This window comes from Pasteurella canis (genome assembly GCF_900454865.1).
Classification (GTDB): domain Bacteria; phylum Pseudomonadota; class Gammaproteobacteria; order Enterobacterales; family Pasteurellaceae; genus Pasteurella; species Pasteurella canis.
Genome location: NZ_UGTV01000015.1, coordinates 370,266 through 393,696, shown reverse-complemented (window position 1 = coordinate 393,696; position 23,431 = coordinate 370,266). Strand labels below are relative to the sequence as shown.

Sequence of the window (23,431 nt, the reverse complement as noted above, 5' to 3'; positions counted from 1 at the left end):
AATATTTTTAGCATCTTTGTGAGGTTAGAATGTTTGGATTAGATCCAACAATAATTACATTTACTATTTACATTGTCGGTATGTTATTGATTGGCATATTCGCTTATCACTATACTAATAATTTGTCTGATTATATTTTAGGTGGTCGTCGATTAGGTAGCTTTGTTACCGCAATGTCAGCTGGTGCATCGGATATGTCTGGTTGGTTATTAATGGGCTTACCTGGTGCGATTTATGTATCAGGTTTAATTGAAGGCTGGATAGCAATTGGGTTAACAATTGGTGCTTATTTAAACTGGTTATTTGTCGCTGGTCGACTTCGAATTTATACTGAATTTAACAATAATGCATTAACACTACCAGAATACTTCCATAGCCGCTTTGGCACATCAAATAACACATTAAAAATTGTTTCTGCTAGTATTATTCTTATTTTTTTCACAATTTATTGTGCTTCAGGTGTTGTTGCAGGTGCCAAACTTTTTCAAAATTTATTTTCTGTTGAATATTCAACCGCACTTTGGTATGGCGCATTAGCAACTATTGCTTATACGTTCATTGGTGGTTTTCTAGCCGTTAGTTGGACTGATACAATTCAAGCAACTTTAATGATTTTCGCTTTAATTTTAACACCGATTTTTGTATTACTTCATCTGGGAGGACTAGATAATTTCACTTTAGCTCTTCAGCAAGCAGAAAGCGTAATGCAAAAGGATTTCACAGATGTTTTCAGTAGTACAACACCACTTGGCTTATTAAGTTTGGCTGCTTGGGGATTAGGTTATTTTGGTCAACCTCATATTCTTGCACGTTTTATGGCGGCAGATTCGGTCAAATCACTCAATAACGCTCGCAAAATCAGTATGACATGGATGGTACTTTGCTTGTTAGGTGCAATCGGTATTGGTTTCTTTGGTATTGCTTACTTCTACGCTAATCCACAAGTTGCAAGTTTAGTAAATAAAGAATCTGAACAAGTCTTTATCGAACTTGCAAAATTACTTTTTAATCCTTGGATAGCAGGTGTTTTATTATCTGCTATTTTAGCGGCAGTTATGAGTACATTAAGCGCACAATTGTTAATTTCTTCTAGTGCGATCACAGAAGATTTCTATAAGGGCTTTATCCGTCCTAAGGCCTCTGATAAAGAATTAGTTTGGCTAGGTCGAGCGATGGTTCTCACTATTGCCGCGATTGCAATTTGGATTGCACAAGATGAACACAGTAAAGTTCTGAAACTTGTTGAGTTTGCTTGGGCTGGTTTTGGTTGTGCCTTTGGTCCAGTTTTACTCTTTTCCCTTTTTTGGAAACGCATGACATCCAGTGCTGCATTATGTGGTATGTTAACTGGAGCGATTGTCGTTTTTGGTTGGAAGTCTTGGACACCTGAAAAGTCTCAATTACATCAGCTGTATGAAATGGTGCCAGGCTTTTTACTCGCTAGTTTAGTTATTATCGTTGTATCTTTCCTTTCAAAGGCACCTGAACAACAAGTTACTGACAGGTTTGAACAAGCAAAAACAGCTTATAAAAATGCACTATGATTGATTTTCGTCCTTTTTATCAACAAATTGCCACAACACCGTTATCTGCATGGCTAGAAACTTTACCCTTACAATTAAAACAATGGGAAAAACAAACTCATGGTGATTATGCCAAATGGGCAAAAGTGGTTGATTTCTTACCACACTTACATGCTGATCATATTGATCTAAAAAGTGCGGTCAAATCTGAGCAAATTTCACCTTTATCACAAGGAGAGCAACAACGCCTTGTCTATCATCTAAAACAATTAATGCCTTGGCGCAAAGGTCCATATCATTTGTATGGTATACATATTGATTGTGAATGGCGCTCTGATTTCAAATGGGAGCGTGTTTTACCTCACCTTGCTCCGCTGCAAGGACGCACGATTCTAGATGTCGGTTGTGGCAGTGGCTATCATATGTGGCGGATGTTAGGCGAAGGGGCAAGAATGGTCGTAGGCATTGATCCAACCGAGTTATTTTTATGTCAATTTGAAGCAGTACGTAAATTACTTAACAATGATCGTCGAGTAAATCTCATTCCTTTAGGTATTGAAGAAATGCAACCTCTTGCTGCTTTTGACACAGTATTCTCAATGGGCGTCCTTTACCATCGCAAATCACCATTAGATCATTTAACACAACTAAAAAGTCAGCTTATACAAGGCGGCGAACTCGTACTCGAAACATTAGTTGTCGATGGCGATATCAATACCGTCCTTGTCCCTGCTGATCGCTACGCCAAAATGAAAAATGTTTACTTTATTCCTTCTGTCCCAGCCTTAATTCACTGGTTAGAAAAAGTAGGTTTCAAAAATGTTCGTTGTGTTGATGTTGCGCTAACTACATTAGCAGAACAACGTAAAACAGATTGGTTAGAAAATGAATCTTTAGCTGATTTCTTAGATCCTAATGATCACACTAAAACAATAGAAGGCTACCAAGCTCCTACTCGGGCTGTCATTCTTGCTAATAAATAATAAGGATAGGTACGACAAAAAAGCTGACGCCCCGTCAGCTTTTTGAATACAAAAATAAAGGCGAATATATTATCCGCCTTTATGTTATTAGCCATGATATTTTTTAAAAATTAACGCTGCGTTTGTTCCACCGAAGCCAAAACTGTTCGACATCACTGTTTGCAAGCCTGCATTCTCAACTGTTTCAGTAACGATATTACAACCCTCAGCCTGTTCATCTAAAGTGTCAATATTGATACTCGGCGCAATAAAGTCATTATCTAACATTAATAAAGTATAAATTGCCTCATGAGCACCAGCAGCACCTAAAGAGTGACCTGTCATTGACTTAGTTGATGAAATCGCAGGCACCTTATCACCAAAAACATTTTTAATTGCCCCTAACTCTTTCACATCACCAACTGGTGTGGAAGTACCATGCACATTAATATAATCAATAGGTGTATCTACTGTTGCCATTGCTTGCTTCATACAACGCTCAGCACCTTCACCACTTGGCGCCACCATATCATAGCCATCAGAAGTCGCACCATAACCAACGATTTCTGCATAAATTTTCGCTCCACGTGCAAGTGCATGTTCTAGTTCTTCAACAACTACAACTGCACCACCCCCAGCAATGACAAATCCATCACGATTTGCATCATAAGCACGTGATGCTTTTTCTGGTGTTTCATTATATTTAGTAGATACTGCGCCCATTGCATCAAATTCTGTTGCACACTCCCAAGACAGTTCTTCTGCGCCACCAGCAAAGACAATATCTTGTTTACCCAGCTGAATTAACTCAAGTGCATGACCAATACAGTGTGCTGATGTCGCACAAGCTGAACTGATACTATAGTTTACACCACGAATTTTATATGGTGTTGCTAAACAAGCAGATACACTAGATGCCATCGTTTTTGTCACAGCATAAGGCCCGACTGCTTTAACACCACGTGGACCACGCACCGCATCACAAGCAATAAGTTGATTATGCGCAGAGCCTGTTCCCGCACCAATAACTAATCCTGTGCGATCATTTGAAACTTGTTCTTCCGTTAAACCCGCGTCTTCAATCGCTTCTTTCATAGAAAGATAAGCATAAGCTGCGGCATCCCCCATGAAACGATAAATTTTACGATCGATTAATTCGCTTGGATTTAACTTAATAGTACCAGCGACATGACTACGCATGCCAACTTCTACAAACTCAGGCACTACTTCAATACCTGATTTACCTGCTTTTAATGACGCTAATACTTCGTCTTTATTGTTACCAATACTCGAAATAATACCAAAACCAGTAATAACCGCTCTTTTCATAGAGTATTCCTTTTTGTTCAGAAATGAAAATATGGTCGATAAAATAGCCTCCAAACTACAAGATTTCAAGTAGTAATTCGATCATTCGACCAGTACAGAAAATTTCGTTATTATAGTACGATTCAGCTTGTCTATAAAGGAATAAAAAGTCATGAAGAAAATTCAATTTGCAGAAGTCCATTTCAACCAAGATCACACGCCTGTTTCTGCTGAATTTGACGATATCTACTTTTCTAACCAAGACGGACTTGCTGAAAGTCGCTATGTCTTTCAACAAGGCAATCAATTGTGGCAACGTTGGCAAAACTATCCATCTGAACATTTTGTCATTGCTGAAACAGGATTTGGTACGGGTCTTAATTTTTTTGCAGTAACAATATTATTTCGTGAATTTCGTCAACAATATCCAAATGCACCACTTAAACGCTTATTCTTTATTTCTTTTGAAAAATATCCTATTCCACTTGAACAACTCAAGCTTGCCCATCAAACTTACCCTGAATTTACACAATTAGCTCAACAATTACAGCAATATTGGCTTGAACCTATTGAGGGTTGTTATCGCTTCCATTTTGCCGAAACCACATTGGATCTTTGGTTTGGCGATCTCATCGATAATCTCCCTCAACTTGGTGATTATATGTGTAACAAAATAGATGCCTGGTTTCTTGATGGATTTTCTCCGAGCAAAAATCCACAAATGTGGAATGATACACTCTATCGACATATGTATCGCTACAGCAAAGAACAAGGCACGTTTGCTACTTTTACTGCAGCAAGTACCGTACGAAAAGGCTTAGAACAAGTAGGTTTTGAAGTTAAAAAGCGCAAGGGCTATGGAAAAAAACGCGAATGCTTACAAGGTAACAAACCTAATTCTAGCCAAGCTCCTATTCACTTCCCTTGGTATCTAGCACAACCTGCTCAGGTTACTCCACAACCAAATATCGCCATTATTGGCGGCGGCATTGCTTCATTATTCTGTGCCTTATCTTTATTAGAGCGTCAAGCTAAAGTGACACTTTATTGTGAAGACGAAGATATTGCTCTCAATGCGTCAGGTAATAAACAAGGTGCATTCTATCCACAACTCAGTGATGATGATTTGATTAATATTCGCTTTTATATTCATGCCTTTGCTTATGGACAACAACGTTTACAACAGGCAATCCTGCAAGGGATTCCTTTTGAGCATTCGTTCTGTGGCGTAGCACTTTGTAGCTATGACCATAAAAGTGCGGTCAAATTAGAGAAAATTTCACACTATCAATGGCCTCAAAGCTTATATTCCCCCCTTTCACCAGTACAATTGAGTGAAAAAGTTGGACTGCCTTTAGCCTGTTCTGGTGGATTTATTCCACAAGGTGCTTGGCTTGCACCGCGCCAATTTGTCCAAAACATGTTTGCCTATTTAGTTGAATGCGGACTTGAAATTAAAACCCAGCAAAAAGTGACCGCACTTGAACAGCAAGAAAATGGTTGGCAACTAACAAATGCACAAGGAGAACAATATAAACATCAAGTTGTGATCTTAGCAAACGGGCATAAAATTACTGAGTTTACTCAAACAGCACATTTGCCTTTATATCCTGTACGTGGGCAAGTGAGTGAGATCCCGACGACTGAACATTTAAAACAGCTAAAAACGGTTGTATGTTATGATGGTTATCTCACTCCTATGGCACAAAGCCATACTCATTGCATTGGTGCAAGTCATGTACGTGATTGTGATTCACGAGAATTTAGTTTGGCTGAACAACGAGAAAACCAGCAAAAAATTCAAACTAACCTCAACGTCAACTGGACAAAAGAAATTGATACATCAGGCAATCAAGCGCGTGTTGGTATTCGCTGTGCAGTACGCGATCGTATTCCTATGTTAGGAAATGTACCAAAATTTGAGCAACAATTAGATGATTACCAACATCTTTACAATCTGCGCCGCCGTAAACAATCGATAAAAAATGCAGCCAATTTTGATAACTTATTCTTAATCGCCGCTTTAGGCTCAAGAGGACTCACTTCTGCTCCTTTGTTAGGAGAAACCCTTGCTTCACTCATTTATCAGGAGCCTTTACCTTTGAGTCAAGATATTATGCATCAACTTCAAGCTAATCGGAGTTGGATCCGTAAACTATTAAAAGGAACTATTGTCAAAAAATAATAAAATTTAGCCAATTTGAATGACATTTATACTATAAAATCATCAATAAATTTAAATAGTTAACTTAATTTACCCATTTGGGCGAATATCCTACAAGTTGCCCTTTTCATTTCTAAACATCGCCTCTATAATTGAAAATGATTTTCATAATCAATTTTATTAGTAGTAAAAGAGGTATCTATGCAATTAAATAAGCAGTATGCATTAATACTAGCCGCTTTAACATTAAGCCCCCCTTCCCTTGCAGAAGAAGTAGAACATATCGAACAACTTGATACGATTGTTGTTTCTGGTGGAAATACCGAACACATGAATATCCAAGAAAACAAAGTAGGCGAAAGCCAAATTAACTCACAAACAATACATAAACAACAAGTCTCTGATAGTCGAGATTTAGTCCGCTATGAAACAGGGATTACTGTTGTTGAAACAGGACGTACTGGTGCTAGTGGCTATGCGGTACGAGGCGTTGATGAAAATCGTGTTGGCATTATGATTGATGGCTTACGTCAGGCTGAAACATTAAGCTCACAAGGATTTAAAGAACTATTTGAAGGCTATGGTAATTTTAATAATACACGTAATGGCATAGAAATAGAGAATGTTAAAGTCGCGACTATTACTAAAGGCGCGGACTCAATTAAATCAGGTAGTGGAGCACTAGGCGGTTCTGTCATATTTGAAACTAAAGATGCTCGCGATTATCTCCTTAATAAAAATTACCATATTGGTGTCAAACGTGGCTATCAAAGTATGAATAACGAAGATATCACCTCTGTCACTTTAGCAGGAAAATATAAATGGTTTGATCTGTTATTCATCAATACACGCCGTGAAGGTCATGAAATCGAAAACTATTTTTATGATATCTATACAAACCAAGAAAAAGATAAATCAGCTGTTGGAAAAACACGTGAAAAAACAGATCCTTATGATATAACTCGAGATAGCACCTTAATTAAATTTGGTTTCCAGCCCCATGAAGAACATCGTTTTACTGTCGCATTAGATGATTCTAAACTAAGATCGCGTGGAGAAGATTTATCTTATACATTAAGACCAAGTAGCTATGTGAATACTGAAATCTATGGAGAAAGAAAAACGAACGATAGCTCTCATCGCAAGAATATCCAGTTTGCTTATGAAAACTTTACACAAACAGCCCTTTGGGATCATTTTAAAGTCTCCGTTTCCTCACAAAAAATTAAAAATAAGGCAAGAACAGATGAGTATTGCAGTGGACCAAAATGTGTTTCTGTATTAAATGAGCAAGGCTTAGCGCTTGATAGCAGTACTGGTGTCAATAAAATTGCCGATAAACAAGGTGGTGAAATTACCGCAGAAGTAATAGAGGGTACTTGGGGCAAAGAAGTCAAATATAAAAATTCTAAAGGTGAAGTCATTTCAGGATTTGATTACCGAGAGTATTCACCACAGACAACATTAATTGATTGCTCTAAAATTAACTGTAAGAAAAAATTTAAAGTCTTTGTCAAAAAAAATGAAAAATCCGAAGACGTCTACAAATTTGAAGAAAGAGAGATTACCCTTAAAACGCTTGCTGATGGTCGACAATACGGTGAAATTGAGCTCAAATCTCAAGCTAACAATTGGGGAGGAAAACAATATGAGGAAGTTAAATTTATTTTACCTTTCTCCGCAGGTTATAGCCGTAATGATTATAACGATCGCGATCTCAACACGGACACCAAACAAATCAATTTAGATTTTGGTAAAGAGTTCTCAACTTGGGGAATGGCACATCAACTAAAATATGGCGGTCTCTATAATAAAACACACAAAAGCATGGTCAATAAAGATGGTTATAAAGGTGGCAATGTTCAATGGTGGGCTGATGCGTTCTTCTGTAATAAAAGTATTAGTGGCACTTATCCTATACAATATGAACCGCGTCCAGATTACTGGCCAACTGGCTCTTGTACAGGTAATTTAAGAGAAAATGTTAATGGACGTTATAGTTACCTAATTCCAGTAGAAACCAAAAACCAAGCTCTTTATTTGGGGGACAATATTAGGCTAACCAATTGGCTAAACTTAGATCTCAATTACCGCTATGACAAAGTAGAACATCGACCAAGTTACAATCCTAATGTACCTGTACCCAAAGGGCTAATTGCGGGTATCTTTATTCCATTACCTGAGAACGCTTACGGTATTGGAGCAAAATGTGGCTATAACACCGAATGTATGAATAAAAATGTCGCACAAAACCTTGCAATGATGTTGCAAAACAAAGCATACAAACATCATTCTTACAATTTCGGGTTAAACATCGATCCATTAAATTGGATGCGTGTCCAATTTAAATATTCAAATGGATTTAGGGCGCCAACTTCCGATGAAATGTTCATGACATTTAAGCACCCAAGTTTCTCAATTACGCCGAATGTCAATTTAAAGCCTGAAATTGCTAAAACAAAAGAAGTAGCAATGACAATATATAAAAATCAAAGTTTTATTACTTTAAGTGCATTCCAAACTGATTATGATCATTTTATTGATCTAGTTTATGTTGGACAACGTGCAGTTGATGAAGGCAGCTCAATCAGCTATCCATTCTACCAAAATCATAATAGAGATAAGGCTAAAGTAACAGGACTTGAAATAAATGCTCGCTTAGAATTAAAAACGCTTTATCACAAGTTAGCTGGCTTCAGAATAGGTTATAAACTGACGCATCAAAAAGGCAAAATTGAAAGCAAGATCCCAATGAATGCCATTCAACCCACTACCGCAATATATAACATTGGCTATGCAACTGAAGATGACAAATACGGAATTGACTTCTTCATTACCGATGTTGCGGAGAAAAAACGGCATCAAACTTATAACATGTATTGGGAGGATCAAAAGAAAAATGGGGCTTTAATTCAAGGGAAAAGCGTAACTGATAATACATTAGCATGGCGTAATCATCACTACATGACAATCGATACGATTATTTATGCTAAACCGTTTAAGAATCTAATGTTGACTGCTGGTTTATATAATATGACGAATAAAAAATATATTACTTGGGACTCAGCTCGTTCAATTCGTTCAATTGGCACGATTAATCTCATTGATCAAAATACAGGAGCAGGAATCAAACGTTTTTATGCGCCTGGTCGAAATTTTAGATTATCCGCTGAATTAACCTTCTAATACTGGCTAAACCTAAAAAGAGATAGCTATATATGCTATCTCTTTTTTTATTGATAATACACTATTGAAGCATTATTTTTTGCTTAACAATTGATTAGTCACTGTACCAGCGACCATTGAGCCATTCACGTTAAGTGCGGTACGTCCCATATCAATTAAAGGCTCAATAGAGATCAATAGCCCTACTAACGCAAGTGGTAGATTCAACGTTGAAAGCACCACAATGGCAGCAAAGGTCGCACCACCACCCACACCCGCAATACCTAGTGATGAAATCGTCACAACTAAAATCAATGTAGCTAAATAAGTAAAACTGAAAGGATCAATTCCAACTGTTGGCGCAACCATAACGGCTAACATTGCAGGATAGATACCCGCACAGCCATTTTGTCCGATTGTTGCACCAAAAGTTGCGGCAAAATTCGCAATCACACTATTATTACCTAATTTATTTGTTTGTGTTTCAATATTGAGTGGCAATGTGGCGGCACTAGAACGAGAAGTAAACGCAAAACTTAATGTGGGTAAGACCTTTTTAAAATAATTCACAGGGTTTACTTTAAAAAGGACCAATATAAGTGCGTGTACCAGAAACATGAATAAAATAGCTAAATAGGAGGCAATAATAAATGAACCCAAATTAACAATATCTGCCCATTTTGATGTTGTAGCCATTTTAATCATGAGTGCAAATACACCATAAGGCGTTAAACGAATGACCATACGCACTAAACGCATAATTAATTTATTCAATGTTTCTACACCTTGTGCAATACGCTCGCCCAATGCCTGATCTTCTTTACTTAAACTGAGTGCCGCAACACCGAGCAATGCTGAAAATAACACAACACTAATAATAGAAGTAGGATTTGCACCCGTTAATTCTAAAAATGGATTTTTAGGGATAAAAGACAATAACATAGCAGGAATAGTCAAACTACTCACTTTTTCTACTCGACCTTCAACACGGGTTTGAGCCGCTAATTCACGCTCTCCTGCCACTAATCCCTCTGCACTTAGTTCGAATATATAAGCCATAGCAATCCCAATTGCTGCAGCAATTGCAGTCGTGATTAATAACACAGAAATTACACTGAAACTAATTTTCCCCAAAGCACTTGCCTGATTTAAACGAGTAATTGCTGAGAGAATTGAAATAAAGACTAATGGCATTACAATCATTTGCAGTAAACGCACATAACCACTACCAACTAAGTTAATCCAATCTAAAGTACTTTTAACGGCATCTTGATCGGCTAATTGCTGCAATAACGCACCACAAACTAAACCTAATACTAATCCGATAAATACTGTTGTCCCTAGTTTTTGGGTACGTTTAAAAATCCATGCTAATAACACAAGTAATGCGACAAAAATAATCAGATTTATCACGCTCATAATTTGCTCTCAATACGAATAAAAAAACTGCATATGATTAAATGAGAATTTTTAATAAACTACAACTACTTTTTGGCTATGGTTTATAATCTTTTATTATATGAAACATCTCAAAATCAAAATAAAAAGACCGCACTTTCGCTTTAAGCAAATAAAGTGCGGTCTTTTTTTATAAAATATCTCGTATCTATGCAGCAACCATTACCATTGCTGGACGAATAACACGACCATTTAATAAATAACCTTTTTGTAATACTACTGTAATTTGGTTTGCTTCAAATCCTTCCATCGGCTGCATGGAAATTGCTTGATGTAATTCGGGATTAAACACTTCACCAACAATACCAACAGGTTCAACACCGAAACGAGCCACTGTGGAAATAAGTTCTTTCAAAGTCAGCTCAACACCATCAAACAGAGCTTTTACACTTTCATCCTCTAAATTTGCTGGTGTTGCTAAAGCACGTTCTAAATTATCAATAGTATTGAGAATATCTTTAGAAAATTTTTCTAATGCAAACTTATGTGCTTTCTCTACATCTTGTTCTGTACGACGACGAATGTTATCAATTTCAGCTCGTGTACGTAATAATAAATCTTGCTCTTTCTTCATTGTTTGTTCTAACTGAGCTTCCAATTCTTGAACACGAGCAATTGCTTCCTCTAAAGGATCTTCCCCTACTACCTCTTCAACAGGTTGTTCTAATTCAACTTCTTCTTGAATCATTTCTTCATTTTCAATTTGTTGCTCTTTTGCAGACATTACATTCTCCGTTAATAACAAAATTTTGACTAATTCTAGCAAAAAATATAAAAGTTAACACATATATAGATACTTGCTGACAAATAAAAGGTTTTGTGTGTAATATAATGGCTGATTTTTTGAATTCAAGTGCGGTTAAATTTTTTCATCAAATGGAACAAGCAATGACATACCAAAATGCAGTGGATATTAAAGCACTACAATCCTCCTTTCAAACCATTGGATTATTAGGTAAACCTCGCCATGATTTGACTTTACAAATGCATAAAAATCTTTTTCAGTGGCTCATTGAAAAAGGTTATCAAGTATTAGTAGAGCGTCCAATCGGCGAGCAACTTGGCTTAAGCGAAGATTATTTAGCCTCAATTGAAGATATTGGACAAAACGCGCAGTTAGGAATTGTGATTGGTGGTGATGGCAATATGTTAGGACGTGCACGCATCCTTGCCAAATATGACATTGCATTAATCGGTATTAATCGAGGTAATTTAGGCTTCTTAACAGATATTGACCCTAAAAATGCTTATGCACAGTTGCAAGCTTGTTTAGAACAAGGTGAATTTTTTGTGGAAGAACGCTTTATCTTAGAAGCCAGCGTAGAACGTGATGGAAAAATTATTGCTAAGGCGAATGCTGTCAATGAAGCGGTTATTCACCCTGCCAAAATTGCACATATGATCGATTTTCATGTTTATATTGATGATAAATTTGCCTTTTCACAACGTTCTGATGGCTTAATTATTTCTACGCCAACAGGTTCAACCGCTTATTCTCTTTCTGCTGGAGGTCCTATTTTAACTCCTCAGCTCAATGCAATTGCATTAGTGCCAATGTTCCCACATACCCTCTCCTCACGTCCCTTAGTCATTGATGGCGATAGTAAAATCTCTATCCGTTTTGCCGAATATAACACAGCACAATTAGAAGTAGGTTGCGACAGTCAAATTGCTTTGGAATTCTCTCCAGATGACATTGTACATATTCAAAAAAGCCAGCATAAACTCAGATTACTGCATCTAAAAAACTATAACTATTACAAAGTACTGAGTTCAAAATTAGGTTGGCTCAGAAATCTAGTATAAAAAACACTCAAAATTATTAAAAATCGCTTTACTGTATATAAAAACAGTTATAAACTGATAAATATACAGTAAACGAGGAATTACTATGCTCATTCAACTGACAATTAATAATTTTGCTATTGTTCGTCATCTTAATATTGAACTGACTAAAGGGATGTCTGTCATCACTGGAGAAACTGGTGCAGGAAAATCCATTGCAATTGACGCATTAAGTGTTTGTCTTGGTCAACGAACAGAAATCAGTATGTTACGAGAGGGACAAGAACGAGCTGATATTTGTGCAACATTTATCCTTGAGCAAAACAGTCCTGCTTTCCAATGGCTACAAATACAAGAATTACAAGATGCCGAGAATCCTAATGAATGTATTTTACGTCGTATTATCAACCATGATGGACGTTCAAAAGCTTTTATCAATAGTATTCCTGTTTCAGCCACCCAGCTGAAAGAACTAGGGCAATATTTAATCCAGATTAATGGTCAACATGCTTCTCAATTATTACTCAAACCTGACTATCAACTACAATTACTCGATAATTTTTGCTCTCATGGAAATTTACTGGCACAAATGCAAGAAGAATATCAAGCATGGAAAACACTACAACACCAAGTACAAACTTTTCAGCAAAAAGTTGCTGAAAGTGAAGCCAAAAAGCAGCTTTTACAATATCAAGTTGCGGAGTTGGATGAATTTAATTTACGTCCTGATGAATATCTCACATTGGAAGAAGAACAAAAACGTCTCTCCAACAGTGAGCAATTAACCACACTTTCACAATCAACTCTACAATTATTAAGTGAAAATGAAACAGTGAGTATTGATTCTCTACTCTATCGAGCAACACAATATTTAGACGAACTGTGTGAATTAGACTCTCGGTATAACAATATATCTAATTTATTGCAAGAAGCCCTCATTCAAGTGCAAGAAGCAACACATGAAGTACAACAATTGGCTACTGATATAGAACAAGACCCAGCATCACTTTATGAAATAGAACAACGTTTAGGGCATGCTTTACAATTAGCACGCAAACACCATGTGAAACCAGAAAACTTAGTTGAGTTACATCGCTGTTTAAAACAAGAGTTAGCTCAGTTAATCGATTTTTCTGAAAGTGAAGCGTTATTAATTGCTCAAGAAAAAGCAGCCTATAACAAAATGCACACAACAGCATTAGCATTACATCAAAGTCGAAAAACAGGTGCAATGAAACTTGCTGAACATGTCACCCGCTCAATCAGGCAGCTTGCCATGGAAAATGGTGAGTTTTTCATCGAACTAACCACAGATTACAATAAAATCGGCTCGAATGGTGCAGATCACCTAGCTTTCATGCTGCGTAGTAATTTAGGTCAAATAGCACAGCCATTAACTAAAATTGCCTCTGGGGGTGAGCTTTCTCGTATATCCCTAGCGATTCAAGTATTAACCTCCGATAAATCAGCTATTCCTACTTTAATTTTTGATGAGGTTGATGTGGGGATAAGCGGTGCAACTGCCAGTATTGTTGGGAAATTACTACGTAAATTAGGACAACATAGTCAAATAATTTGTGTAACACATCTTCCACAAGTGGCTTGTCATGGTCATCAACATTTTATTGTTGAAAAACAAATTGTAGAAAACAAAACTGAAACAAAAATGACTGCACTTTCTCCACAACAACGAGTAAAGGCCCTAGCTAAATTATTAGGTGGCAGTAAGGTAACAAATACTACATTAGCTAACGCACAAGAAATGCTTGATTTAGTCTCTTAATATAGCGATAACGAATAAAAAATGGGCAAGTTTATTGCCCATTTTTAAAAACTGAAAAAACAGATTAAAAGCGATAACCTAATCCTAAGAAGAAGACTGTTGGATCTAATTTCACATCAACTTTATGTTCATCACTACCTAATTTAAAGGTTGCTTTTGATTTAATCTTTGCATACCACACAGAAGTATTTAAAAATAAATTATCTGCTAATTTAATATCAACACCCGCATTAAACGCCATTCCCCAAGAATCTTTTAGCTTCAGATCAGTAACACCATCTAATATTGCTTTTTCACTAAAAAATGTTGTGTAATTCACACCAGCACCTACATAAGGGCGAGCACTCGCATCTTTATTTAAAAAATAGTATTGAGCGTAAAGACTTGGTGGTAGATGTTTTGTCTTACCAACAAGTTTATTACCTAATGTAATTTCATGACTAAATGGCGTTGCGGCTAAAAGCTCAATACCAATATTCTCTGTTGCCATATAAGTGGCAGTTAAGCCTAACTGTGCATTTGAATTCACATCAAACTTGAATGTATCACTATTAGTGGATGCTTTTGGAACAACCATAATTGGGCCACCACGAACAATAACACTACCAGCTTCATGCGCGACTGCCGAACCAGCAACTAATGATGCAACTATACTTAATGCACATATCGCTTTTTTCATAAAAATACCTCATCTGTCTATATCATTGGATAATATAACCATAAAAAAATCATGTCTTTTTTTAGACAAAAGAAGAATAGCACTTTACAGGTATACACTTTCTGATCTTTATCAATTTTTTAAAAACTTGTTAAAAAATAAATATAAATTTAACGCATTCTTAGGTTTGTTTAAAAAAACGCAAAAAATGATACAAATCAAAATCATAGTTTTTTATGAATTTTATGACAAAAAGCGGTATAATCTTTTCACTTTTTTGAGCTTAAATTTGGGTCTTAATCAATGCCTATAAATTTCACAAAAATTTTTCAAGATAGCTGGAATTTTATTCAAAACCAGCGTCAATTTACTTTAACATTTATAGTCGCTTTCTTTTTGAGCAATTTATTTATTACTCTTATGCTTAACCTATTTCCCACAACGGAAATTACGACAAATAGTAGTGATGAATTAGCCCAAGTGCTTGGTATAGGTACTGTCAGTCCTAACATTGCGATACTTTTAATTGCTTATCAATTACTTTACTTATTCATCGCATCTTGGTGCTTGATTTCGATTCATCAAGTAAGCCAAAACCAACACTTTTCGCTAAATACGACTATTACTACTGTGTCCAAGCGTTTTATTGGTGTTATTTTGATCAATATTATTTTATTAATGCCTATCCTTATTGGTGTTTCTGAGATCTTCTTCTCTTTAATCATGAACAAAACTCAACCCTCAAATTTTTCTTTGCTATTCGCAGGATTAGGTATTTATTTATTTATTCGTTTCTGTCTTACTTCAGTGCATTATTTAATTCGTGATGTAACAATAAACCAAGCACTTCAAACCACATGGAAAGCGGGAATTAAACGTACCGCACCATTATTTTTATACTGCTTAATTATTCATTTTCTTTTACCGTTATTAATCCGCCATATTTCGGCTTTCAGTATAAATTTCATCTTTGAAATCATTATTGATGTCATGACTTCATTTTTAACAGTATTTTCACTCATTTTTACTTATCGTTTTTACACTATTTTTATGCAAAAGGTGTAGTTTGCTATGAAACAATTACTTGAATTTATTCCACTTATTTTATTTTTCGCTGTTTATAAACTGGTTGGTATCCGTGAAGCAGCATTAACATTAATGATTGCTACAGTTATCCAATTACTTATTCTTAAAATAAAATATGGCAAAGTAGAGAAACAACAACTGATTATGGGCGTCGCCGTCGTATTCTTTGGTGCATTAACTGCTTACTTTAACCAACTTGAGTATTTAAAATGGAAAGTCACAATCGTCTATGCTATTTTTGCCTTAGTACTACTTATTAGTCGATATGGTTTTAACAAAAACTTAATTCAATTAATGTTAAGTAAAGATCAAGCGCTTGAATTACCAGAGCGTGTTTGGCACAACCTCAACCTTGGCTGGGCAGCATTTTTTATTTTATGTATGTTAATTAATATTTACATTAGCCAATATCTCTCCGACGATCTTTGGGTTGATTTTAAAACCTTTGGTATTCTTGGGATGACATTAATCGCTACAGTTATTACGGGAATTTACATTTATCGTTATCTTCCACAAGTAAATAAAAATAATAAGGAATGATTATGCACACGCTTAATGACACATCAAAAAACTGCGATATAAGAGGTACTCTTTTATTACGTACACTGGCAATGCCTTCTGATACGAATGCTAATGGCGATATTTTTGGTGGCTGGATTATGTCACAAATGGATATGGGCGGTGCAATTTTAGCTAAAGAAATTGCTCATGGTCGCGTAGTGACTATTGCTGTAGATAGTATGACATTTATACGCCCTATTGCAGTAGGTGATGTCGTCTGTTGTTATGGTAAATGTCTGAGCATTGGTCGTTCATCAATAAAAATAAAAATGGAAGTTTGGGTCAAGAAGGTGTCAAGTGAACCTATCGGTGAGCGTTATTGTGTGACTGAAGCTGTGTTTACTTTTGTCGCTGTTGATAAAGATGGACGACCGCGTCCAGTACCTAGAGAAAATAATCCTGAATTAGAGAAAGCTTTATCTCAACTTAATTAATAAATGAGGAAAAATTATGATGTACTACGTCATTTTTGCACAAGATAAACCAAATACATTAGCACAACGTTTAGCTGTACGTGACAAACATCTTGCTCGTTTAACTCAACTTCAAACAGAAGATCGCTTATTAGTTGCAGGTCCTAATCCAGCCATTGATGATGAAAATCCAGGCGATGCAGGTTTTACTGGCTCAACTGTGATTGCAAAGTTTGCTAGTTTGGAAGATGCCAAACAGTGGGCAAGTCAAGATCCTTATATTGAAGCTGGTGTTTATGCTGAAGTGACGGTCAAACCTTTCAAACGCGTATTCTAACTTATCTCTTTTCATTACATACTTGGGCGAAATTCAATTTCGCCTATTTTGTATAAAGCAAAGAAAACCATCTCCTGCACTTTTAGCCCAAAAGACGGTCTAAGCTGCTATATGATAATTAACGATAAATAATTTTTAGAGACTTTCATGAAATTCTACGTGTTAACACTCAGTTGTTTATTTTCGCTACTTTCAGTTTCTACATGGGCTGAAACTCAGACTCCTCAACATTTAGACCAAATCAAAGAAAATACCTTATTGGAACAATACTCTCAGACAGTTTCGCAACAACAAAAAGCACGCCAAGCCTATCAAAAAATCCAGCAATTACTCAGTCGCTCACAAAGTGATGCTACATTAGCTGTTGTGAATGAATTATTAAGACGAATTGAGGATTATTCACTCTATCCCTATGCTCAATACCAATATTTAAATGCTACACAAGATAAATTAACCTTAGAGCAAATTGATGCTTACCAAAAACGGTACTCAATGTTGCCTTTTGCCACAGAATTAAAAAAGAAATGGCTACAACAAGCTCAAATAAAGTCAGATTGGCAAAGTATTGTGGATAATGCCATAAAACTACCACAAGATATAGCTTCCCGTTGTATCATCCTACAAGCAGAATATGAAACTTTGCCAAAATCGACCGCACTTTCAATAGAAAATTGGCAAAAAAAAGTGACACAATTATGGTTAACTGGTGCTAGCCTACCTAAACAATGTGATCCTGTTTTAACAACATGGATTGAAAAAGGCTATCTAAGTGATGAGGAGCTTAAAACGCGCGCTGTTCTAGCTTTTGAACAAAAAAATCAAGGCTTACTGGTTCATTTACAACAACAAGCAAAAGACCAAGAACTCAAACAATGGTTAATTGCACTAACGCAGCTAGCACAAGTACCACAACAACTACAAAACCCAAGTACTGTATTTTATCCACTCAATATCTCTGCACAAGATACGCTAGCGAAACGTATTGTATTAAACCATTTCCCAAACTTTATCAAAACCCTGAAAGAAAGCACAATACAAGACAATCAAAACCCATTTTCTCCCTATGAAATTTGGGCGAATGGACTTGAGCTTAACTTATCGCAAAAAAATCAATGGAAAAAACACTTAATGAGCCATTTATTTGATAGCGATAATTCATCTATCCAAGAATGGCGTGATAAAACTCTCATTGAATTGAGAGATGATACGTTAACTGAACGCAGAATTCGTACTGCGATTCGAGAGAAAACAGACATCACCCCATGGCTAGCATTACTATCTGATACAGCTAAAAACAAAGAAGAATGGCGATACTGGCAAGCAAAGGTGTTAACAACAGATAAAAACACACAGGCTCAAGCTAAAAAGATATTGATATCCCTTGCTCAACAACGAGGTTTTTATCCTATGTTAGCCAGTGCTGAACTTGGGATTGAATACCAGCCTAAGATGCAAACATTCACCCCAAACCCTAAACAAAAGATACAGGCTGCTTTTCACGAAACGTTAAATCGTATTGCTGAACTACGTTGGTTTAATGATTTAGTCAACATGAATTTAGAGTGGAAAAGATTATTAGAGCAAGCATCTTTTGAACAAAAGCTCGCACTTGCCCATTATGCTGATACACAAGAGTGGTTTGATCTTGCTGTTGAAGCTACAATTCAGGCAAAAGCTTGGGGACATATTGCTCTTCGACTACCAAATGCTTATCTTGATTGGTTTGATTTACACTTAAAAAATAAAAATATCGATCGTACTTTTGCTATGGCTATCGCTCGACAAGAAAGTGCTTGGAAACATAATGTATCCTCTCATGCTAATGCACGTGGTTTAATGCAATTATTACCGACAACAGCAAAACAAACAGCTCAAAAATCGGAGTTACCTTATTCTCATGAAAGCCAACTATTTGATCCTTTTGACAATATTATGCTTGGCACAGCCCATCTACAAGAGCTGTATGAAAAATATGGAAACAATCGGATTTTAATTGCCGCAGCATATAATGCAGGGGTAAGTCGAGTGGATCGTTGGTTGGCTAAAGCAAATAGTCAGCTCACTATGGCAGAATTTATTGCCAGTATTCCTTTTTATGAGACACGTGGCTATGTACAAAATGTGTTAACTTACGATCTCTATTATCAAATTTTGCAACAACACTCACAGCAAAAATTTAGCACAGAAGAGTATAATCGATTATACTAGTTTAACAGTCTAAAAAGGAGGGAAAATTATGTATCTCAGTCGTGACCTAGAACAGTGGCATGCTTTTGTTGAAATGTTACGTATTGCATTTGAACAAGGCAAGGAACAAGATATTCTCACATTATTACTTACCCCTGACGAACGTGACTCTGTTGGTTTACGCTTACAGATCGTCGCACAATTATTGGATAAAAATATACCACAACGTGAAATCCAACAAAATCTCAATACCAGTGCAGCCACTATCACACGTGGTTCCAATATGATTAAAACAATGCCTCCAGAATTTATGGCTTGGGTTAAAGCACAATTAGATGAGCAAGCAAAAAAAGATTAAATATTTTCCTTTCTTAAGCTGTTGGCATCGAGCTAAAGCGATTATTTACCGCATTTTTGCGTTTTTCCTGTTTATTCTCGTAATAAGTACATTATTATTTCGAGTGGTTCCTATTCCTTTTTCATCTTATATGGTGCAAAAGAAATTAGAGAATTTACTGCAAGGTAATATTGATTATCCACTGAACTATCAATGGATTAATTTGGATAATATTGCTTGGGAAATGCAGCTTGCTGTGATTGCAAGTGAGGATCAGCGTTTCCCTCTCCATAATGGTTTTGACTGGCATGCAATTCAAACGGCACTACAACACAATATATCTAGTAGAACAATTCGCGGAGGTTCAACTATTAGCCAACAAACGGCTAAAAATTTATATTTATGGCATGGACAAAGCTGGCTACGTAAAGGTATTGAAGTGCCTACTACATTCCTATTAGAAACGCTTTGGCCAAAAAAGCGAATCCTTGAAGTTTATTTAAATATTGCGGAATTTGGACAAGGTATTTTTGGTGTAGAAGCCGCAAGCCAACATTACTTTGCTAAATCTGCTAAACAGCTTACTCAAGCCGAGGCAGCCTTACTTGCCGCAGTCCTCCCCAACCCAATCATCTTTAAAGCAGACAAACCTAGTGCTTATGTTAAGCGTAAACAAATGAGAATTTTGCGACAAATGAAATTATTAGGGAAAAATTATTTACAAAAATTAGATTAAAAGTGCGGTCTGTTTTGACAAAGTTTTAATAAATAAAGGCTCAACACCAGTTGAGCCTTTTGCCTACTCTTCACGAGCATGATTAATAGTGTATTTTGGAATTTCTACAACGAGATCTTCTTTTCCGACTAAACATTGGCAGCTCAAACGACTGTCTACTTCAAGGCCCCAAGCCTTATCTAACATATCATCCTCATCTTCACTACTTTCATTCAAGCTATCAAATCCTTCGCGGATAATGACATGGCAAGTAGTACATGCACAAGACTTATCACATGCATGCTCAATATCAATTCCTGCATCAAGTGCAACATCTAATAAGTTCTCCCCTTCTGCCACATCTAAAGCCAAGCCTTCTGGGCAAAGATCATCATGGGGTAAAAAAACGACTTTTGGCATTTTCTATCCTATTTCTTTATATTATTTCTGATTAACAATATCATCAACAGCTTTCCCAGCTAATGCTGAGCGAATTGATTTATCCATTCTACGTGAAGCAAACTCTTGGGTTGCTAAGTCAAGGGCTTTTATCCCTTGCTTAATTGCTTGTGTATCCCCTTCTATTTGCAATCTTTCTAAAGAAGTTATCGCATTTTTAACTGCGATTAACTCTTCATCATTCAATAAATCTTGGTCATAACTTAATGCAGAACCTATACTTTCTAATACACGTTCAGCTTCAACACGTTGTTCTGCTAATAAACGTACTTGAATATCTTCTTTTGCATTCAACATAGACGCTTTCAGCATATTCGTAATCTCATCATCTGTTAGTCCATAAGAAGGTTTAACTTGAATAGATGATTGTACCCCTGTAGATTTCTCCATCGCGGTAACACTTAATAAACCATCTGCATCAACTTGATATGTTACACGAACATGTGCCGCACCAGCTGTCATCGCAGGTATACCACGTAAACTAAAGCGCGCAAGCGATCGGCAGTCATTCACCATCTCACGTTCGCCTTGCACAACATGTACTGACATAGCTGTTTGACCATCTTTAAACGTCGTGAACTCTTGTGCACGTGCAACAGGTATGGTGGTATTGCGTGGAATAATTTTCTCCACTAACCCACCCATTGTTTCAATACCTAATGAAAGCGGAATAACATCCAGTAATAACATTTCTGTATCTGGCTTATTACCGACTAAAATATCTGCTTGAATCCCCGCACCTAAAGCGACTACTTTGTCTGGATCAATAGACGTTAATGGTTGTTGCTGGAAAAAGTTTGCGACTTGCTCACGTACAAAAGGGACACGTGTGGAACCACCAACCATTACGACTTCACATACCTCATCAATACTGACATTTGCGTCTTTTAGCGCTCGACGACAAGCGAACAAAGAACGCTTAACTAATGGCTCAATAAGTTGATTAAATTGCTCACGATGAATATACCCTTGCCAATTTTGATAAGTAATTTCAACTTCAATGTGATTAGTTAAAGCAATTTTAGTTTGAGTAGCTAATTCGGCTAATAACTGATGTTGCTGTGCAGTCTGTGGCTGCAGCCCAGATTGTTGTATGATCCAATCCATAAGTTGGTGATCGAAATCATCACCACCAAGCGATGTATCTCCTCCCGTTGCAAGGACCTCAAATACTCCTTTAGATAAACGCAAAATTGAAATATCAAAAGTCCCCCCACCAAGATCATAAACTGCAATCACTCCCTCTTGCCCACTATCTAATCCATAAGCAATTGCGGCAGCTGTTGGTTCATTTAATAAACGCAACACATTAATACCAGCAAGTTTTGCCGCATCTTTCGTACTTTGACGCTGAGCATCGTCAAAATAAGCCGGTACGGTAATTACTGCGCCAGAAAGTTTACCCGCTAAGCGTTGTTCAGCAAGTGCGGTCAGTTTTTTTAAAATTTCAGCAGATACTTCTACTGGACTCACTAATCCTTTCGCGGTTTGAATCAGAGGTAAACCATTTTCACTTGCTTCAAATTGATAAGGTAAATTTGGGTAACGTTGTTTTACATCCTCCAAACTACGACCAATTAAACGTTTAACTGAAATAATCGTATTATTCGGTGCCTGACTGGCTAATTCACTCGCTTCATAACCAACAATTACATTATCTTGTTGAAAATGCACAACTGATGGCACTAATGGGCGTTCTTTTTCATCTAATAAAATATCAACTGTGCCACTGCGTACCGTCGCAATTAAAGAATTTGTGGTTCCCAGATCAATACCAACAGCTAATTTATGTTGATGCGGTGCCGCACTTTGGCCAGGTTCTGCAATTTGAAGTAATGCCATCATTTATCTCTTGTTCAAATAATATTATTTTTATTATAGCCTGTTTTATTCTTTTTATTTAATAATCTACTCATCTAAGTGGGTAACATCTTTTGCCTAATCATGTTTGAGTTTCCCCAAATGTAATCAGAGAAAATAGTACTCAACTTAAATATCTAATAGTGACTCTTCTACACGTTCAATTTCAACTAAGAGTTTTTTAATAAAGCGTAATTTATCATTAATTGCTTTAGCCTGTATCCACTGACGTTGTGTCAATGCAGTAGATAACTCCATTAGTATCACTTTTTGTACTTGTTCAATTTCTGCTGAAAAGTCCAGTAGCCTATCAGTATTGCGCTCACACTCAATTTCTTCTAAACACTCACGCCATTGCATTTGCTGCATTAAAAATGCCATATCCTGGTTACTTTTTTCTTCTCTATTTTCTTGTTCACCTGTATGGATAGCAATAATACTATCAGCGCGCAAAATCGGATCTTTTAATATCTGTAATGCATCATTCACTTCTGCAGATTTTTGTATTGCAAGACGTTGTTCTTGTGGGGAATGTGTAGTGTAATTATCGGGATGCAACGATTTTTGCAAAGCAAGATAGCGACTTGATAATGTAGTTTGATCAATATGAAAATCAACGGGTAAATCAAAAATCTTAAATGGATCCATCTTTAACTCAAATCAAGAATAA

20 protein-coding genes are annotated in these 23,431 nt (G+C 36.5%); 13 read left to right on the top strand and 7 right to left on the bottom strand.

Annotated elements, in window-relative coordinates:
* Nucleotides 1-29 precede the first annotated feature (29 nt).
* Together putP and cmoB are read left to right on the top strand one after the other, a co-directional pair.
* Nucleotides 30-1,544: a sodium/proline symporter PutP gene (gene putP / locus DYE19_RS02515; RefSeq protein WP_115322496.1), complete on the top strand. Its 1,515-nt coding sequence runs from the start codon at nucleotides 30-32 to the stop codon at nucleotides 1,542-1,544.
* Entirely contained in the window at nucleotides 1,541-2,506 is a 966-nt protein-coding gene (gene cmoB, locus DYE19_RS02510) for a tRNA 5-methoxyuridine(34)/uridine 5-oxyacetic acid(34) synthase CmoB (RefSeq protein ID WP_115322495.1), read from the top strand. The genes putP and cmoB overlap by 4 nt, the downstream gene beginning before the upstream one ends.
* Nucleotides 2,507-2,593: 87 nt before the next feature.
* On the opposite strand, the gene fabB is transcribed toward cmoB, so the two are convergent.
* Nucleotides 2,594-3,814, bottom strand: coding sequence for a beta-ketoacyl-ACP synthase I (fabB, locus tag DYE19_RS02505; RefSeq protein WP_049213902.1), 1,221 nt, complete (start codon nucleotides 3,812-3,814; stop codon nucleotides 2,594-2,596).
* A gap of 151 nt (nucleotides 3,815-3,965) precedes the next feature.
* Between fabB and mnmC the strand changes: the two genes are divergently transcribed.
* Nucleotides 3,966-5,978, top strand: a complete 2,013-nt coding sequence (gene mnmC / locus DYE19_RS02500; protein WP_115322494.1) for a bifunctional tRNA (5-methylaminomethyl-2-thiouridine)(34)-methyltransferase MnmC2/FAD-dependent 5-carboxymethylaminomethyl-2-thiouridine(34) oxidoreductase MnmC1 — start codon at nucleotides 3,966-3,968, stop codon at nucleotides 5,976-5,978.
* Nucleotides 5,979-6,158: 180 nt separating this feature from the next.
* On the top strand, nucleotides 6,159-9,143 hold the full coding sequence (locus DYE19_RS02495) for a TonB-dependent receptor domain-containing protein (RefSeq protein ID WP_115322493.1): 2,985 nt from the start codon (nucleotides 6,159-6,161) through the stop codon (nucleotides 9,141-9,143).
* Between the two features lie 72 nt (nucleotides 9,144-9,215).
* On the opposite strand, the gene DYE19_RS02490 is transcribed toward DYE19_RS02495, so the two are convergent.
* Both DYE19_RS02490 and grpE read right to left on the bottom strand, forming a co-directional pair.
* Nucleotides 9,216-10,541, bottom strand: coding sequence for an L-cystine transporter (locus tag DYE19_RS02490; RefSeq protein ID WP_115322492.1), 1,326 nt, complete (start codon nucleotides 10,539-10,541; stop codon nucleotides 9,216-9,218).
* Between the two features lie 187 nt (nucleotides 10,542-10,728).
* Nucleotides 10,729-11,304, bottom strand: coding sequence for a nucleotide exchange factor GrpE (gene grpE, locus DYE19_RS02485; protein WP_049213898.1), 576 nt, complete (start codon nucleotides 11,302-11,304; stop codon nucleotides 10,729-10,731).
* 164 nt (nucleotides 11,305-11,468) lie between these two features.
* On the opposite strand from grpE, the gene DYE19_RS02480 reads away from it, so the two are divergent.
* Nucleotides 11,469-12,386, top strand: coding sequence for an NAD(+) kinase (locus DYE19_RS02480; RefSeq protein ID WP_115323565.1), 918 nt, complete (start codon nucleotides 11,469-11,471; stop codon nucleotides 12,384-12,386).
* Between the two features lie 85 nt (nucleotides 12,387-12,471).
* A complete protein-coding gene (gene recN / locus DYE19_RS02475; RefSeq protein ID WP_115322491.1) occupies nucleotides 12,472-14,148 on the top strand; it encodes a DNA repair protein RecN in 1,677 nt (558 codons plus the stop codon).
* 64 nt (nucleotides 14,149-14,212) lie between these two features.
* On the opposite strand, the gene DYE19_RS02470 is transcribed toward recN, so the two are convergent.
* Complete coding sequence (locus tag DYE19_RS02470) at nucleotides 14,213-14,827, bottom strand: OmpW family outer membrane protein (RefSeq protein ID WP_115322490.1); 615 nt, start codon at nucleotides 14,825-14,827, stop codon at nucleotides 14,213-14,215.
* A gap of 282 nt (nucleotides 14,828-15,109) precedes the next feature.
* On the opposite strand from DYE19_RS02470, the gene DYE19_RS02465 reads away from it, so the two are divergent.
* The 7 genes from DYE19_RS02465 to mtgA all read left to right on the top strand — a co-directional run bounded on the left by DYE19_RS02465 (nucleotide 15,110) and on the right by mtgA (nucleotide 20,463).
* Complete coding sequence (locus DYE19_RS02465) at nucleotides 15,110-15,871, top strand: hypothetical protein (protein WP_115322489.1); 762 nt, start codon at nucleotides 15,110-15,112, stop codon at nucleotides 15,869-15,871.
* Nucleotides 15,872-15,877: 6 nt separating this feature from the next.
* Nucleotides 15,878-16,432 (top strand): septation protein A, encoded by a 555-nt coding sequence (locus tag DYE19_RS02460; RefSeq protein ID WP_115322488.1) that lies wholly within the window; start codon nucleotides 15,878-15,880, stop codon nucleotides 16,430-16,432.
* 2 nt (nucleotides 16,433-16,434) lie between these two features.
* Nucleotides 16,435-16,887: an acyl-CoA thioester hydrolase YciA gene (yciA, locus tag DYE19_RS02455; RefSeq protein WP_049213893.1), complete on the top strand. Its 453-nt coding sequence runs from the start codon at nucleotides 16,435-16,437 to the stop codon at nucleotides 16,885-16,887.
* 19 nt (nucleotides 16,888-16,906) lie between these two features.
* Nucleotides 16,907-17,203, top strand: a complete 297-nt coding sequence (locus DYE19_RS02450; protein WP_115323564.1) for a YciI family protein — start codon at nucleotides 16,907-16,909, stop codon at nucleotides 17,201-17,203.
* A 147-nt stretch (nucleotides 17,204-17,350) separates the two neighbouring features.
* A complete protein-coding gene (locus DYE19_RS02445) occupies nucleotides 17,351-19,411 on the top strand; it encodes a transglycosylase SLT domain-containing protein (protein ID WP_115322487.1) in 2,061 nt (686 codons plus the stop codon).
* Nucleotides 19,412-19,439: 28 nt separating this feature from the next.
* Nucleotides 19,440-19,748, top strand: a complete 309-nt coding sequence (trpR, locus tag DYE19_RS02440) for a trp operon repressor (RefSeq protein WP_049213891.1) — start codon at nucleotides 19,440-19,442, stop codon at nucleotides 19,746-19,748.
* Nucleotides 19,726-20,463, top strand: a complete 738-nt coding sequence (mtgA, locus tag DYE19_RS02435) for a monofunctional biosynthetic peptidoglycan transglycosylase (protein WP_115322486.1) — start codon at nucleotides 19,726-19,728, stop codon at nucleotides 20,461-20,463. The genes trpR and mtgA overlap by 23 nt, the downstream gene beginning before the upstream one ends.
* A gap of 63 nt (nucleotides 20,464-20,526) precedes the next feature.
* Here mtgA and fdx read toward each other — a convergent pair whose 3' ends face one another.
* The 3 genes from fdx to hscB form a co-directional block, all read right to left on the bottom strand.
* Complete coding sequence (fdx, locus tag DYE19_RS02430) at nucleotides 20,527-20,862, bottom strand: ISC system 2Fe-2S type ferredoxin (RefSeq protein WP_049213889.1); 336 nt, start codon at nucleotides 20,860-20,862, stop codon at nucleotides 20,527-20,529.
* 21 nt (nucleotides 20,863-20,883) lie between these two features.
* Entirely contained in the window at nucleotides 20,884-22,743 is a 1,860-nt protein-coding gene (gene hscA, locus DYE19_RS02425; RefSeq protein WP_115322485.1) for a Fe-S protein assembly chaperone HscA, read from the bottom strand.
* A gap of 147 nt (nucleotides 22,744-22,890) precedes the next feature.
* Nucleotides 22,891-23,409, bottom strand: a complete 519-nt coding sequence (gene hscB, locus DYE19_RS02420; RefSeq protein ID WP_115322484.1) for a Fe-S protein assembly co-chaperone HscB — start codon at nucleotides 23,407-23,409, stop codon at nucleotides 22,891-22,893.
* Nucleotides 23,410-23,431: the final 22 nt, after the last annotated feature.